This is a genomic window from Pseudophaeobacter arcticus DSM 23566 (genome assembly GCF_000473205.1).
GTDB classification, from domain to species: domain Bacteria; phylum Pseudomonadota; class Alphaproteobacteria; order Rhodobacterales; family Rhodobacteraceae; genus Pseudophaeobacter; species Pseudophaeobacter arcticus.
The window spans coordinates 952,101-967,991 of record NZ_KI421507.1 but is presented as its reverse complement, the minus strand read 5'-3'; the positions used below and the strand labels follow the sequence as shown (position 1 = coordinate 967,991).

Genomic DNA, 15,891 nt, shown 5'->3' with positions numbered 1-15,891 from the left:
TTACCGCAAGAACAGAATCCGACAATCCAAGTTTCGAATCAATAGAAAGAAAAAATTAACCAATATGTGATGTAGATACCCCGCAATGTGATGTAGATACCCCGCAATTCCCCCTTATTTTTCAAAAACAGGCCCTCTGCATGGGGTGAATGATGAAATTTTAGACAGATTTTTCGTCCAACCTGCCCGCCAGCCTGGAGGGGCAAGGTTCGAGATAGACAATTTTAACTATGTTCTTCCGCCGCAACCGCAACCAATGCCCGGTTATAGGCCTTTAAGGCGTCCACATGGTAGATCGCCCCAAGCAGCTCTTCCTCGCCCTCGTGTAGCGCCACCACCGGCAAAAACACCGCATCAGCCCGGTCAAACACAGGCAGCGCCGCCTCCAGGGATGCGCCACTCTCCAGGCTCAGCCCCTGGCTTTGCAACGCCTCGCATTCCGCGCGCGAGGCGCAGCGTGGGTCGCCAAGGGGGCGCATCACCGCATCCGAATTGAGCAGCGCCAAAAGATAGGCCTGCGGACCCGCGGCACAGTGGATATTGCGCCGCTCCAGCTGGGTCAGGAAAAAGGAGCGGTCCACCAAACGCGACGCCAATGCGGTCGAAATGGAAACCGCCACCATGACCGCCAAACCAATCTGCCAGTCTCCGGTCAGTTCAAAAACAATCAAGGTTGTCGAAATTGGCGCCCCCAATACTGCGGCGGCCACTGCTCCCATGCCGGCAAAGGCATAAAGCGTATGGGTGCCCGAGACATCCGGCAGAACAGAGGTGGCAATCAACCCAAAGGCCAGGCCGGTCAGTGCCCCAATCATCAGTGAGGGGGAGAAAACGCCACCGCCCATGCGGCCGCCCATGGTGATTGCCACAGCTGCGGTTTTGACCACCACAAAAATGAGCGCCTGCGACAGCACCAGGCCGCCGGTCAGCGCCAGCTCTGTTGTTTCATAGCCAACGCCGATGATATGCGGATACCAGATTGCAATCCCTCCCAGCAGAAAACCGGAAATCGCAGGCCGCAGCCAACGTGGGATCTTCAGCCCCTGCTGCAGAACATCCCCGATGTGATCGGCAAAAAAGATCGCCCGCATCAAAACAACGGCAACCAGCCCACAGACCACCCCCAGCATCAGAAAGGCGGGCAATTCCACATAAAACTGCAAGGCGCCGGGGGTTGGCATCGAAAACTCGGTCACATCGCCGTAGGCCAGCCGGTTGATCACCGTCCCCGCCACCGAGGCAATCACGATGGGGGCAAAGGCATGCACGGCAAAATGGCGCAAGACCACCTCTAGCGCAAAAAGCGCCCCGGCAATCGGCGCGTTAAAGCTGGCGGAAACCGCCGCCGCTACCGCACATCCCAGCAGATCACGCCCGGTGATGCCATCGGCGCGGATCTTGTCGCTTACCCAGCTCGAAATCACCCCGGCCAAATGCACCACTGGCCCTTCGCGCCCAGAGGATCCCCCCGTAGAGAGCGTCAAAAACGATGCCAGCGCCGAGGCCAAGCCCGCCTTGACCTCCAGCCGCCCCTCTTTCAGAGCAGCCCCCTCGATCACATCCGCCACCGAGCGCACGCGCCCGTCCGGCGTAAAACGATCCAGGATGATCCCCACGATCAGCCCCCCCAAAGTGGCAATCAGCACCAGCCAATACCAGGCAAGGTCTGCGGCATAACTATGGAGATAATTGGCATCTTCAGCACCATAGACCCAGGCCTGCAGGGCGGAGATTCCCTTGCGAAACAGCAGCGCCGCCAGGCCCGCACTGACGCCAATCAAGAGCGCGATCAGCCAAAACCGAAATTGGCTGGGGCCCCGGTGCAGCAGAACAAGCCAGTTATCTCTTATCCTAGATACCCCCCTGGAAAGCTGAACGGACAGAGAATGGTCTTGTGGCTTGGGCATTGGGATCCTGTAATACCTGGCGTGCGTGTTCAGCCTAAAGTAAAATTAGACCGTAAAGAATTGGTTGGCATCCGGCTACAGCCCGCCCGATCCTGGTTTCACGGTGTGGTGCCTTAGCTCGCCAGCAAAGCGCGCGCGGCGGCGCGGGCCTCGGGGGTGATTGTATCGCCGGAAACCATCCGGGCAATTTCATCAACCCGATCTTCGGTATCCAAAGGCACCACCTCGGACAGGGTAATGCCCTCGGCAACCCGCTTTTGCACCCGCCAATGATAGCCACCCTGTGCGGCAACCTGGGGCGAATGGGTCACCACCAGCACCTGGCCCGATGTTGCTAGAGATTTGAGCCGACGCCCCACCGCATCCGCAGTCGCGCCGCCAACACCTCGGTCAATTTCGTCAAAAATCAGGGTCTTGCTTTGATCATCGCCCCGTAAACAGACCTTCAGAGCCAGCAAAAAGCGGCTCAGCTCGCCGCCGGAGGCAATCTTGTTCAGCGGGCCGGAGGGCGCGCCGGGATTGGTTGCCACTGTAAAGGCCACGGTATCACAGCCTTCGGGTCCGGCCTCGGCCGGCTCAACCAGAGTTTTGAATACCGCCCGCTCCATCTTGAGCGGGGCAAGCTCAGCCATTACGGCCTGGTCCAGGGCTGCGGCATTGTCGCGGCGCGCGGCGCTCAACTGATCCGCAAGGGCCTGATAATCGGCTTCGGCCTGCGCCAGCGCCGCTTCCTGATCTGACAGGTCACGATCCCCAGCATCCAGAGCCGCCAATTTACCACGCAACAGGTCAGCATGGGCGGCGAGATCATCAGGTTGCACCCCGTACTTTCGGGCCAAAGCTCTGATTTCAAACAGCCTTGCTTCGCAGTCCTCCAGATCCCCTGGATTGAACTCCAGCCCCTCCAGCACCCGCGACACGCCATCCTGTGCCTCGCCCAGCTCCACCATGGCGCGGCTCAGGGCGCTCAGCGGCGCGGTCAGCCCGGTGTCCTCCTCGCCGCCCTCAACGCCTTCGAGCCAACGCTGTGCTTCGCCCAGGGAGGGCTCGGCGCCTTCGCTCAACAGGGCATGGGCGCGGGCGATGTCGCCGCGGATGCGCTCGGCCTGCTGCATCTGACGGCGTTGTGCATCCAGCGCCTCGTCCTCGCCGACCTGAGGGTCAAGCTTATCCAGTTCGGCCACCGCATGGCGCAGGAATTCCTCTTCGGCGCGCACCGCCTCCAGTGCATCCCGGGTCGCCTGTACTGTTTTGCGTGCCTTGGTCGTCGCGCTCCAGGCGCTCCGGGTCTGGGAGAGCAGATCAGAAACCGAGGCAAAGGCATCTAGCAGCCCCCGGTGCCCGCGCGGGTTCAGCAAGCCCCGGTCATCATGCTGCCCATGCAGCTCTACCAGAGTTTCTGACAGCCGTCGCAGCACCTCGCCGGAACAGCGCCGGTCATTGACCCAGGAGGTCTTGCGGCCATCCGCGGTATTGACCCGCCGCAACACCAGTTCCTCACCGCCCGGCAGGCCCGCCTCTTCCAGAATGGCATGTGCCGGGTGATCAGCACCAAGGCCAAATTCAGCAATGACCTCCCCCTGGGCGGCCCCCTGGCGCACCAGCTCGGCGCGGCCGCGCCAGCCCAGAACAAAGCCAAGCGAATCCAACAAAATGGATTTGCCTGCCCCGGTTTCGCCGGTCAACACGTTCAGACCCGGCTGAAACGCCAGCTCCAAATGGTCAATGATCAGAAGATCACGAATATCAAGTGCACGCAGCATAGCCGGGTTTTCGCCTTGTTCCGTCGTCAGGCCGACTAGAGCCAGCGCCCTTTGATCGATTGACGGTAAATCTGGCTCAGCCAGTTGTTGCCACGATCTTTGAGCTTGAGCCCCTGCGATGTCAGCAGTTTATAGCTGTCCTCATACCAATCGGTTGATTGGTAGTTATGCCCAAGAATGGCCCCTGCGGTCTGCGCCTCTTCGGTCAGGCCCAGCGACAGATAGGCTTCGACCAGGCGATGCAGGGCTTCTGCTGTGTGGCTGGTGGTCTGGAAATCCTCAACCACAACCCGGAACCGATTGATCGCCGAGGTATAGTGACCACGCCGCAGGTAGTAGCGGCCAATTTCCATTTCCTTGCCTGCCAGATGGTCAAAGGCGAGGTCAAACTTCAAAATCGCAGAGGTGGCGTATTCGCTGTCCGGGTAGACCTCGATCACCGTGCGCAGCGATTGCAATGCCTGAAAGGTCAGCCCCTGATCGCGTCCGACCTCGTCAATTTGGTCATAGTAGCTCAGCGCCAGAAGATACTGTGCATAAGCCGCATCTTCATCAGTTGGGTAGAAATCAATAAAGCGCTGCGCTGCGCCCCGGCTGCCCTCATAGTCTTTGGACTTATGATTGGCAAAGGCCTGCATGATCAGGGCCTGTTTGGCATATTCCGAATAGGGGTAAAGGCGCTCGATCTCGGAGAAATAGAAAGCGGCATCTTTGGCGCGGCTGCGTGCCAGCTCAAATTCTCCACGTTCAAAGATCTGTTGCGGTGTGTAGCTCTCTAGCTGCACCGACTGGTCAGCGGCACCACCGTCTCCGCCACATCCAGAGAGTACTGCCATCAACAGAGCCGTGCTGACAAATTTGGCTCCTGCCTTGATGCCGATCATATTGCCTAAACCTCACCGTCTTTGACTTTCGGGTGTCATGCCCCGGGTTCTGCCCCGTTTAGCACATTCATCCGGCGTACAAAACGCCTTTCAACCACTTCGCCCCCACTTGGCAGAGAATGTTTGGAATGGTCAAGCCTGTCGGCCCGGCAAGGCCGCCTCAGCAGCAAGCTTTGCCTCCCCAAAAGCAAAAAAAGTCCCTGCAAACGGGACCATCGACAGGGTGACGGCCCTGCGGCTACCGGACACCCCACGAGAGCGACAGCAGGTCTAGATTCTCAGGATCATGCAGGATTTGCGCCTGTTCGGACTGCACCAGCCGATGTTTCGGCAACGGTGCGGGCCTCTCTCGGCCTTTAGGCGACGCGACGGCTGGGGTTGGGAATTTCAGAGCGCACCAGCCCCTGGCCCGGCAAACGTGCCGTCATCGCCAGGTCACAGTCCACCCGGCGCATGGCACCAGGTGTGGCAAAAAGTTTACGCAGCAGGGTATTGGTCAAGGCATGGCCAGCCCGGTCCCCCACGTAGCGCCCCAAAAGCGGGCCGCCAGCCAGGGCCAGATCCCCCAGTGCATCCAGCATCTTGTGGCGCACGGGTTCATCCGAATGACGCAGCCCTTCGCCGCTTTCAACGCGGCTGCCGTCAAAGACAATTGCGTTTTCGCCAGGCACACCCCCCAGGGCCAGACCATTGGCCTGCATGGTTTCCACATCGACGCGACGGCAGAAGGTGCGGCTATCACAAAGCTCACGCACAAAGGCACCATTGCGCAGGTCCAGAACACGGCTTTGACGCCCGATGGCCTGTTCGTCAAAGTCGATATGGAATTCAATCATCAGGCGATCACAGGGCAGCAGCGTGGCGCTGGCGCCGTCATTCTCGACGGTGATTGGTTTAAGAACCTGAATAGCCGTTACAGGGGTGGCAAGACGATGAATGCCCTGCCCCATGATACCGCGCACAAACTCGGCAGAGGAGCCGTCCAGGATTGGAACTTCGGGGCCGTCAATTTCGATCAGCGCGTTGTGGACACCACAACCGGCCAAGGCGGCCATCACATGTTCAACGGTGGAAATCGTGACACCCGCAGAATTGATCAGCCGCGTGCACAGGGCTGTGCGTTCAACATAATCCCAAAGAGCCGGAACAATAGTGTTACCCAAAGCGATGTCAGTGCGTTTGAAAACGATGCCGTGTCCCGCTGGCGCCGGATTGATTACCAGACGTGCCGATTGACCGGAATGCAGACCAACACCTTCAAATGTCACTGATGCTTTAAGCGTATTTTGCACCTTGTGCTCCTGATCACTATGTCCGGCGACACGCGCCGTGTTGGTAAGACAGGTAAGGATTTCACAAAAAAGCCACAACTCAATCTTTGTAACGGTTTGAAACATCCCTGTAACAGATCGGCAAAACACTGCTCAGAACCGCATAATGCATTGGTTTAAAACGAAAAAGGGCCGCCCAAAGGCGGCCCTTCAAATAAGATTAGTGAAAGGTTAATTTGCTTGACGGCGCAGGAAAGCCGGAATTTCGATACGATCCTGCTCGGCATCGCTCTCTTGTTGCTGAACCGGCTGCGGTTGTGGAGCTGCAGCCTGCTGCTGAACCGGGGGTTGCTGGCGCACGGGCTGCGGCTTTGCGGCCTGCGTTTCAGCGGCGCTGCCGGTCATCCGGTGGATCAGCGAGTTGAGACCAAACCGGCGCTGCTCTGACTGTGGTTCAGCGTCGTGAGAAGCCGCAGCAGGGCGATACTGCGGTTGCTGGGTCGGAGCCGCCTGCATCGGAGCCGATTGTGCCATGGGCCGCTGCTGCCCCTGTGCACGGGCGGCTGCAGCCTGCAGGCGCACGATGGCATCCGCCGAAGGCGTACCGGGAGCCGGCGCTTTGGGCGCCACAAAGGAGGCACCGGGCTGCTCGTCAACCGCATCGATCTGTGGCTGGAAAGCCGGAACCTGCGGCTGATAGGCTGGCTGTGGCAGCCCGTCCTGACCAGTTTCTACAACCTCTTCAAAAATGTCTTCGGCCTGCTCCTGCGCAGCAACCTGCTGCACGTCAAGGCTTTCGAACAGAGAGGGTTCTTGCGCCGCCGGAGCAGCCTCAGCCACCGCAACCTGAGGTTGCTCAACCGGGGTGTTCAGTTCCAGCGGGGCCGAACGGGCCTGTTCGACGGTGACGGTTTTTTTCAGCGGTGCCGACATTGGACGACGCGGTACCGGCACCTCTGTCATCACTTCGGTCGCGTCGATACCAGTTGCCACGACGGAAACACGCATCCGGCCTTCCATGGCGGTATCCAGGGTCGAGCCGACGATGATATTGGCCTCGGGGTCCACCTCTTCGCGGATGCGATTGGCGGCTTCGTCCAGTTCAAACAGGGTCAAGTCATGGGCGCCGGTGATGTTGATGAGAACACCCTTGGCTCCCCGCAGGCTGATTTCATCCAGCAGCGGGTTGGCGATGGCTTTTTCAGCCGCCTGCACGGCGCGATCTTCGCCCTCGGCCTCGCCGGTGCCCATCATCGCCTTGCCCATTTCGTCCATCACGGCGCGCACATCGGCAAAGTCGAGGTTGATCAGGCCGGGACGCACCATCAGGTCGGTCACCCCTTTGACGCCCTGATACAGAACGTCATCCGCCATCGAGAAGGCCTCGGTGAAGGTGGTCTTTTCATTGGCCAGCCGGAACAGGTTCTGGTTGGGAATGATGATCAGCGTATCCACGACCTTTTGCAGGGCTTCGACGCCCTCCTCGGCCTGCTTCATCCGCTTGTTGCCTTCAAACTGGAACGGCTTGGTGACAACACCAACCGTCAGAACACCCAGTTCACGGGCCGCCTGTGCGATGATCGGCGCGGCACCTGTCCCGGTGCCTCCGCCCATGCCTGCGGTGATAAAGCACATATGTGCTCCCGCCAGGTGATCAACGATCTGCTCGATACTTTCTTCTGCCGAGGCAGAGCCCACAGAAGGCCGCGCACCAGCGCCGAGCCCTTCGGTGACTTTTACGCCCAGCTGGATCCGGCTTTTTGCCGCGTTTTGTTGGAGCGCCTGAGCATCGGTATTGGCGACGACAAAGTCGACACCTTCCAGCTCTTTTGCGATCATATTGTTGACCGCATTGCCGCCTGCGCCACCAACACCAAACACGGTGATCTTAGGGGCCAGTTCTTCCTGCCCGGGCATCGAAAGGTTCAATGTCATGCTCTTTCCGCCTGTTTCTCAGCCCTCCCGCAAGGGCTATTCCTGTTTTTCCGCCTTAATCCTACCGTGAAGGCGGAGTCTCGTCATCCCAAAAAACGTAATCTGCCACAAAATATGGCCCATCTCAGAGAAAAATCCGCAATTCTCCGCTCATGCGGGCAGATTTGGTAGAACACCACCTGACCCGACACAATGCGACCAGCCCCAGCGGAGATACCACCGGGGTCGCAGATTCAATTTTGAGCGGTTGCCTTCTGCTCGGCAGTTTTGCGTCACTTTTTGCGACTGTTATATCTTTGTTATCCGGTTTTCCCAGCCCTGTCACCTGGCTCAGTCCAGGTTTTCCACAGGCTGGGGATATTTTTTCAGTGCTGTTACCAATTGTCCCGGAACCAGCGCACCGCCCGGCTGATAGAGCGGGCCGGATAGCGGTCTACGGGCGTTTCAAAATCCCACCACTCATCCTGCGGGTGGGCGGCAAACAGGCTCAACCCAACGGCGGCGGCAAACCCCGGTCCGGTGGCGGACTGCGGCAGGCCGTGGACCCGCAATGGCCGACCCAGCCGAACCTGTTGGCCCAGAATGCGCGTGGCCAAACCGTCGAGCCCCAAGATCTGACTGGAGCCGCCGGTGAGAACGATTTGCTGGCTTGGAAGGTATTCGAATCCGGCGGCATCAAGCCGCGTGCGCACCTCTTCGAGAATTTCCTCAACCCGTGGCCGCATGATGCCAATCAGTTCAGCGCGACTAACTGTGCGGCGGTCATGTTCCCAGTCGCCAGTGTCACCGCCAATGTCGATCATGTCCCGGTCATCCACGCCAGTGGCATGGACGCCACCACAGAATGTCTTGATCCGTTCCGCATTGGCCATCGGCACCCCCAGCCCCATCGAAATATCGCTGGTGATGTGATCGCCCCCCATACGCACCGCATCGGCATAGATCATGTGCTTTTTCATAAAGACCGAAATCGAAGTGGAGCCGCCGCCCATGTCGATACAGGCCGCGCCCAGCTCCTGCTCGTCTTCGACCAAAGCCGCATAGCCCGAGGCATAGGCGGAAGAGGCAATCCCGGCGAGCTCCAGATCGCAGCGCTGAATACAGCGCACCAGGTTCTGCACCGTGCCGGTATCCACCGTCAGCATATGCATATCCACCGCCAGCGTTTGCCCCAGCTGGCCGCGCGGATCGGCAAGACCCGAGCGATTATCCAGGGCAAAGTTCACCGGTTGCGCGTGCAGGACCTCGCGGCCCGGACCGTATTCCGGCACTTCACAGGCTGCCAGCACCTGGGCGATTTCGGATTCCGAAACCTCCTGGCCATCCAGCTCCAACCTTGCATCCAACCCATAAGACCGCGGATTGGCGCCTGCGAAACTGGCAATCACATGATCAACCCGCACCCCGGCCATCTTTTGCGCCGCCTGTACCGCGGTGCGAATGGCCCGCTCGGTCTCTTGCATGGCAGTGATTTCGCCAAATTGCACCCCGCGCGACCGGGTGGTGGCAGCACCAATCACCCGAAACCCGGACTGTCCCGCCAAAGAGCCAATGGAATTGTCTTCGCTAAGCCGACCAGAGCCATCAAAGCGCAGCACCAGACAGGCAATTTTTGAGCTGCCAATGTCCAGAATGGCCACCACACCGCGCTGCATCGCCAGACGGCGCATCTGCCGCATTGCGCGCTGGGACTGATAAAGATCCGTCATCTTACAACCCACCCTCGTTCATTTCTCTGATGCGCCACCAGTTTTCCACTGCATTCTCCGTCATTCGAACCGTCGGCCGCGCCGCAATTCGCATATCCACCACAGCGACATCGCGCTCCAGCAAGTCCTGCACTTCGCTCACCACAATCACCCGCTCCAGCGCCTGCACCGGATTGTCCTGCGGCAGCAGGATCCGCTGGCCGCGATCCAGCACCACATCCCAGCGGCGCTCACCTATCCGCACCAATCCGCGCAACCGCCCGCCAAGAGGCCGCGCGGTGGCAAACAATTCCAGGGCCTCGCCCGCCATCAGATCTGCGGATTTCCCCGCGATCAGCGGCAGCTCCGGATGCATCGCCCGCCGCCCCAGCTCGGCCACATGCGTACCCGTCTGATCCAATAGGGCCAGGCCTTCGTGGTTGCGCCAGATCATCGCCGGGCTGCGTTCTTCGATGTCGATTTGCAAAATTCCACCGGGGCGAATGCGTACATTCACCGATTTCACCGGTGCCAGACTTTCGATCTGGGCACGGATCTGCGCCAGATCCAAATCAAAGGAGCTCACCGGGAAATCCAGCGGCAGGACTTCGCGCACATCCTGCGCCACAGAGACCCCGGCCCCGTCAACCACCATGACATTGACCATGAATTCGGGGCGCTCTTCGATCGCAGCGCGCAGCGATAACAGGCTGTCGCGCACCATATCGCGCCGCGCCTGATCCGCCAGGAATGCCCCGGTCGCCGCAAGCAGCAAACACAGAGGCACGCCAAATTTCAATCCAAAGCGAATGCCGGGGGTCAACATCCAGCGTTGCAACCGGTATTTCAGCCGCGACGGCGCCGGGTCCGCCTGATTGGCCTTGCGGGTGATCCGATCTCTTAGCGTCCGCATGAGGCGTCCTTTACCAACCAGGCGCAGAGCGCACCAAAGTCCAGACCACAATGGGCCGCCTGTTCCGGAGCCAGCGAAGTCGGCGTCATGCCGGGCTGGTTGTTGGTTTCCAGCAGGATCAAGCCCGCAGCACCTTTGGTCTCGTCCCAGCGAATATCGGTGCGGCTCAAGCCCCGGCAGCCCAGTGCCTGATGGGCGCGCAGCGCATAGTCCAGACAGAGATCGCGAATATCCGCAGGGATAGCCGCCGGGATCACATGGCGCGAGCCGCCGGGTTTATATTTGGCGTCATAGTCATACCAGCCATCGGTCAGAATATCGGTCACCTCAAGGGCGCGATCCCCAAGCACGGAAACGCTGAGTTCGCGCCCGGGGGCAAAGGCCTCGACCAGAACTTCATCGGGCATATCGGGGGACAGGGCTGGCGGGCCATTGGCGGCCTCATGCACCAGATAGATACCAACGCTGGAGCCTTCGTTGTTGGGCTTTACCACATAGGGCGGCGCCATGACATGGCCGGCCATGACCGCGCTTTTGGCATACAGACCGCTCTCCATGATCGGCAGGCCTGCCTCATGGAACACCATCTTGCTACGCTGTTTATCCATCGCCAGTGCCGAGGCCAGAACACCCGAATGGGTATAGGGCAGCCCCATCCACTCCAGCAGGCCTTGCACGCAGCCATCCTCGCCCCAGCGGCCATGCAGGGCGTTAAAAACCACATCTGGTTTGGCTGTCTCAAGCTGTGCGTATAGATCCGGACCGGCGTCCAGCTCTACCACGTCATATCCTTCGCCCCGTAGTGCGGCTGCGCATTCACGCCCACTGGACAACGAGACCTCACGTTCTGCTGAGGGTCCGCCCAATAGTACCGCCACTTTCGGGAGTGCTCTGCTCGACTCACCCACGATAGCGCCTCAAAATTATCGGGCTTTGCGCCCTTGGTTATTGGAGCCCTAAAAACCAGGCCCGCATTATTTTCGGGTCGTTGCCCGTAAGTTGAGGCATTCAGCCCCTAAAAGCTGCAAGATCCAGGATCCTGCCCCACCAAATGACTGCCTAAGGCCACCCGGCAAAAAAATCCGCGCCCCAAAACAGGGGCCCTGAGCCATCATAACGCCGCAAGTCTTACCGGGTTATTAATAGCACCTTTACCATGATTAAGATCCTGCCTGTCTGCTGTCACGCCCAAACGACAAAAAAATCCCCCCAAACAAATCTATAAGGATTTGAAAAGGTAGCGCGTTTTTGAATGTCCCGACGTTATTCTTGCTGCTCTAACAGGGGTTCTCCGACCCTCATGATTTCCCATTCTAGCGTTATGCCGGAATTGGCGTAAACCTTTTTTCTGACATCTTCGCCCAAAGTTTCCAGATCTGCGGCAGTTGCGCCACCGGTGTTGATCATGAAGTTGGAGTGTTTTTTGCTCATTTGGGCGCCGCCCACCTGGGCGCCGCGCATCCCCGCGTCATCAATCACCTTCCAGGCCTTCAGATCCTGCAGATCATCAGCCTGGCCCGTCGAGGAAAACCCGGCCGGATTGCGAAAGGTCGATCCGGCAGAGCGGTCCTTGGTGGGCTGGGTGTCATCGCGCTTTTTCAGCTGGGATTCCATGCGGGCCTGCAGCGCCTCCGGCTGTCCGGGTTTGGCGCGCAGGGTTGCCGAAATCAATACCGCGCCCTCAGGCAACGCGGTCTGGCGGTATTGGAACTGCAGCTCCTCGGCGGTGATGTCGCGCAGGCTGCCATCGCGGGTGACAATCTGTGCCGACACAAAGTGATCCGCCACATATGAGCCATAGCAGCCAGCATTCATCCGCACGGCCCCGCCGATAGATCCCGGAATGGTCCGCAGAAAGGTCAGGTCCAGGCCTGCGTCGGCACCTTTGCGTGCCACATGGGCATCCAGCGCCGCCGCGCCTGCGGTGATCTGGTCCCCTGCGATCTCGATCCCGTTAAAGCCGCGCCCCAGACGGATCACCACCGCCCGCAAGCCCCCATCGCGCACGATCAGGTTGGAACCAACGCCCATGGGAAAAACCGCAATGTCAGCGGGCAATTGCGCCAAGAAGCTCTGCAGATCTTCGACATCTGCCGGCTGGAACAGATAGTCAGCCGCACCGCCAACGCGCAGCCAGGTCAGATCGGACAGGGCGCGATTGGGGGTCAGCTTACCACGTAGCGATGGCATATTTGAAAGATCAAGTTCAGACATGTTCAGAGCCAGTCCATCCAGCGTAGAAAAGTATTGATCAGCAGGCCAAAGCAGAAGGCGAGCAAAGTTGCAAGCCAAGAGGCCATAAGCAAAGCACCGGCAAGGGCAAGGGCAAGGGCAAAACCAATTCTGGGGCCACCGTCACTCCCCGCCATCCACATGTTTGGCAAAACCCCGCTTGCGCAGCCAGCGTCCCAGATAGATCAGCGGCCAGCGCAGCACGCTCATGGCAGCGCAAAGCACCGCCAGCCCCCACCAGGGGCCGTTTTCATAGACCACATAGCCCAGTAGCGGGATGCCAATGGCGATCAGAACATAGGCCCGGCGCCAGTGATTGTCGCGGCTCGGCAGTACCGCCAGGATATTGGCCACCAAAGCCCAGACCGCCGCAAGCGTCAGCGAGAGTGTCATTGCGGCCCCTCCGTCGGCTGGCGCCATTTGGTCCAGTAGTAGCGGATCGGGCGACGGTACATCGACGCCACTGCAAACAGCCCAAAGGCAACCGCCATCCAGCCCATTTCAAGCCCCATCCAGATCAACAGAAACGGAGCGATGCACAGCAGAATGCGCCCCGGCACAAAATGCCGCTCCACCGGCAGCAGGGCAACCGCCGTGGTGGCCAGAACCCACAGGATGGCCGCAAGCAGGCTCATATCCAGCCCTTTACTGCGGTTGCCAGCGCCAGCAGCGACATGACCAGCCCCAGCACCGGAACCGCCATTGAGATCCGAAAAGGCGCCTCTGGCTGGCGGCGTTTTTGCAGGATCAGGGCCAGGTTCACCAGCACAAAGACAGACAAAAGCGTGGCGGAGGTGGCGCCCGCCAGCTGCGCCACCGGCAGCCAATAGGCGGCGACCAGAACCGCCAGACCAATCAGCAAAGTGGCGCGCACCGGGGTGCCAAAGCGTGGATGCGCATGGCGAAAGACCGCCAGCCCGGTGGTCCGGCCGCCCAGACCATAAAGCACCCGCGAGGCCATGACGATCTGGGCCAGCACACCATTCAGCGCTGCAAAGACCGCAATCGCCGACAAGAACCGCGCACTGCCGCCCTGCGACTGCTGCCAGACCAGCGCCAGCGGGCTTTGGGACTCGGCCAGCGCCGCCAGCGGCACCGTTCGAACGGCGGCCCAACAGACCAGCGCGTAGATCACCGAGGTTACGGCCAGGGAAATGACTATTGCCAGGGGCAGAACGCGGGTTGGGTTCCGCACCTCTTCTGCCATGTTTACAATGTCTTCAAAGCCGATAAAGGCAAAAAAGGCCAGCACCGCGCCAAAGGCGATCCCCGTGGCAAGCCCCGTGACAAGCCCAGGCGTCGTGACCATCTCAGCCAGCGGCAAAGCGGCGGTCCAGTCAGGGCTGGCCGAGGTGGAAAAGCCAGCCCAGACCACCAGGGCCAGGCCCAGCACCTCGATCAATGTGAAGACCGCAACCAGCGCAAAGCTTTCCAGCACGCCAACAATGGCGACCAGTACCAAGGCCGCCCCCATGCCAATGATGGCTATTTCGGCATCCACTCCCGTGGCCGCCGCAAAATAGCCCGCCCCGCCCCGCAATACCGCCCCGGCAGAGATCGTCCCGGCAACCACCACTGCCAGCCCGACAAAGATCGCAAAGAATTTGGAGTTGAACCCCTGGCCAACATAGGCGGCCTCGCCTGCGGCTTCGGGCAGACGGGAGGAGAATTCGGCATAAGACAGCGCCGTTGGTGCAGCAATCAGCCCGGCGAGCAAAAAGGCCAGCGGCGCCAGCACTCCGGCCTCGGCGGCCACCGCCCCCACCAGCACATAGATCCCCGCCCCCACCATGACGCCGATACCATAGGCCGTCAAAAGACCTAACCCGATACGGCGCTTCAGCTGCTGGCTCATTTGGCGGATCCTTTTGGGGTCAGGCAGGCATCAGTTGCGGCTCAAGCGCTCTGGCAGACCATTGGCCCAGGTGCTGATTGTCCCGGCCCCCAGGCAGACCACCATATCGCCGGGGCGCGTCTGCTCGCGCACCAGCCGTTCCAGATCATCCTCGTTCAGCAGGGCACGGGCGTGACGGTGGCCATGGCGGATCATGCCGGCAACCAGGTCATCGCGGCTGGCGCCGGGGATTGGATCTTCACCTGCGGCAAAAACCTCGGCGATGGCAACCACATCCGCCTCGTTGAAACAGGCGCAGAAATCTTCGAACAGATCAGACAGGCGCGAATAGCGATGCGGCTGATGCACCGCAATCACCCGCGCACCGGGGCTATCGGCAATGGCCTGACGCGCCGCCTTGAGCACAGCGGCAATTTCAACCGGATGGTGACCATAGTCGTCGATGATGGTGACGCCATTCACTTCGCCCACCTTGGTAAAGCGGCGGTTGACGCCGCCAAAGGCGGCCAGGGCCTCGCGGATTTCGCTGGTGTTCATGCCCAGATGTCGGGCCACAGCCACAGCGGACAGGGCATTGGAGACGTTGTGATCTCCGGGCATTGGCAGGCTGCAGCCTTTGATCACCTTGTCCTCGGACTGCAGATGAACATCAAAATGTGCCACCCCCGCCTTGTAGGTCAGGTTGGTGGCCCGCACATCGGCCTGGGCGTTGAACCCATAGGTGACAACCCGGCGATCGGTGATCCGGCCCACCAGGGCCTGCACCTCGGCATGATCGGTGCAACAGACCGCCACGCCATAAAAGGGAATATTGGAGACAAACTCGTGGAAGCCATCGCGCAGGGTGTCAAAATCGCCCCAATGTTCCATGTGTTCAGGGTCGATATTGGTGACCACGGCGATGGTGGCGGGCAGCCGGTTGAAGGTGCCGTCGCTTTCATCCGCTTCCACCACCATCCATTCGCCCTGCCCCATGCGGGCGTTGGACCCATAGGCATGGATGATGCCGCCGTTGACAACCGTGGGGTCAAATTTGCCAGCAACCATAAGTTCGGCCATCATGGTTGTGGTGGTGGTTTTGCCATGGGTGCCGCCAATGGCGATATTGGATTTCAGCCGCATCAGCTCTGCCAGCATCTCGGCGCGGCGCACCACCGGCAGACCTAGCCGGCGGGCCTCGTCCAGTTCGGGGTTGCCGGGTTTGATGGCAGAGGAAATCACCACCACCTCAGCCTCGGCCAGGTTTTCCGCCTTTTGCCCCACAAAAACCAGGGCCCCCAGCGTTTCCAGCCGCTGGGTAATCTTGGAGGCCTTCAGATCAGAGCCCTGCACCACATAGCCCAGATTGAGCAGAACCTCAGCAATACCGGACATGCCAATGCCGCCGATGCCGACAAAATGGATGGGGCCAACGTCACCGGGCAGTTTGGTTGCTGGGGTCAT

General features: G+C 60.0%; 14 protein-coding genes. All 14 read right to left on the bottom strand.

The window, feature by feature from the left end:
• Nucleotides 1-224 precede the first annotated feature (224 nt).
• A complete protein-coding gene (locus ARCT_RS0108525; protein ID WP_027239688.1) occupies nucleotides 225-1,907 on the bottom strand; it encodes a chloride channel protein in 1,683 nt (560 codons plus the stop codon).
• A gap of 113 nt (nucleotides 1,908-2,020) precedes the next feature.
• Complete coding sequence (gene recN, locus ARCT_RS0108520) at nucleotides 2,021-3,670, bottom strand: DNA repair protein RecN (RefSeq protein ID WP_027239687.1); 1,650 nt, start codon at nucleotides 3,668-3,670, stop codon at nucleotides 2,021-2,023.
• 35 nt (nucleotides 3,671-3,705) lie between these two features.
• The gene (locus tag ARCT_RS0108515) at nucleotides 3,706-4,554 is read right to left on the bottom strand and encodes an outer membrane protein assembly factor BamD (protein WP_027239686.1); all 849 of its coding nucleotides are present in this window, start codon (nucleotides 4,552-4,554) and stop codon (nucleotides 3,706-3,708) included.
• 356 nt (nucleotides 4,555-4,910) lie between these two features.
• Nucleotides 4,911-5,846 carry a UDP-3-O-acyl-N-acetylglucosamine deacetylase gene (lpxC, locus tag ARCT_RS0108510; protein WP_027239685.1) on the bottom strand — a complete coding sequence of 312 codons (936 nt, stop codon included), beginning with the start codon at nucleotides 5,844-5,846 and terminating at the stop codon, nucleotides 4,911-4,913.
• A gap of 210 nt (nucleotides 5,847-6,056) precedes the next feature.
• Nucleotides 6,057-7,760 carry a cell division protein FtsZ gene (gene ftsZ, locus ARCT_RS0108505; protein WP_027239684.1) on the bottom strand — a complete coding sequence of 568 codons (1,704 nt, stop codon included), beginning with the start codon at nucleotides 7,758-7,760 and terminating at the stop codon, nucleotides 6,057-6,059.
• A gap of 374 nt (nucleotides 7,761-8,134) precedes the next feature.
• Complete coding sequence (gene ftsA, locus ARCT_RS0108500; RefSeq protein WP_027239683.1) at nucleotides 8,135-9,469, bottom strand: cell division protein FtsA; 1,335 nt, start codon at nucleotides 9,467-9,469, stop codon at nucleotides 8,135-8,137.
• A gap of 1 nt (nucleotide 9,470) precedes the next feature.
• A complete protein-coding gene (locus ARCT_RS0108495) occupies nucleotides 9,471-10,361 on the bottom strand; it encodes a cell division protein FtsQ/DivIB (RefSeq protein WP_027239682.1) in 891 nt (296 codons plus the stop codon).
• Complete coding sequence (locus tag ARCT_RS0108490) at nucleotides 10,349-11,269, bottom strand: D-alanine--D-alanine ligase (protein ID WP_027239681.1); 921 nt, start codon at nucleotides 11,267-11,269, stop codon at nucleotides 10,349-10,351. The genes ARCT_RS0108495 and ARCT_RS0108490 overlap by 13 nt, the downstream gene beginning before the upstream one ends.
• 355 nt (nucleotides 11,270-11,624) lie before the next feature.
• Nucleotides 11,625-12,575 carry a UDP-N-acetylmuramate dehydrogenase gene (gene murB / locus ARCT_RS0108485; protein ID WP_027239680.1) on the bottom strand — a complete coding sequence of 317 codons (951 nt, stop codon included), beginning with the start codon at nucleotides 12,573-12,575 and terminating at the stop codon, nucleotides 11,625-11,627.
• 2 nt (nucleotides 12,576-12,577) lie between these two features.
• Entirely contained in the window at nucleotides 12,578-12,730 is a 153-nt protein-coding gene (locus ARCT_RS28220; RefSeq protein WP_161631308.1) for a hypothetical protein, read from the bottom strand.
• Nucleotides 12,717-12,986, bottom strand: a complete 270-nt coding sequence (locus ARCT_RS0108475) for a DUF2484 family protein (protein ID WP_027239679.1) — start codon at nucleotides 12,984-12,986, stop codon at nucleotides 12,717-12,719. Before ARCT_RS0108475 ends, ARCT_RS28220 begins: the two co-directional genes overlap by 14 nt.
• Entirely contained in the window at nucleotides 12,983-13,228 is a 246-nt protein-coding gene (locus ARCT_RS0108470) for a DUF2484 family protein (protein WP_036784652.1), read from the bottom strand. Before ARCT_RS0108470 ends, ARCT_RS0108475 begins: the two co-directional genes overlap by 4 nt.
• Entirely contained in the window at nucleotides 13,225-14,448 is a 1,224-nt protein-coding gene (locus tag ARCT_RS0108465) for an APC family permease (RefSeq protein WP_027239678.1), read from the bottom strand. Before ARCT_RS0108465 ends, ARCT_RS0108470 begins: the two co-directional genes overlap by 4 nt.
• A gap of 30 nt (nucleotides 14,449-14,478) precedes the next feature.
• On the bottom strand, nucleotides 14,479-15,891 hold the full coding sequence (gene murC / locus ARCT_RS0108460) for a UDP-N-acetylmuramate--L-alanine ligase (protein WP_027239677.1): 1,413 nt from the start codon (nucleotides 15,889-15,891) through the stop codon (nucleotides 14,479-14,481).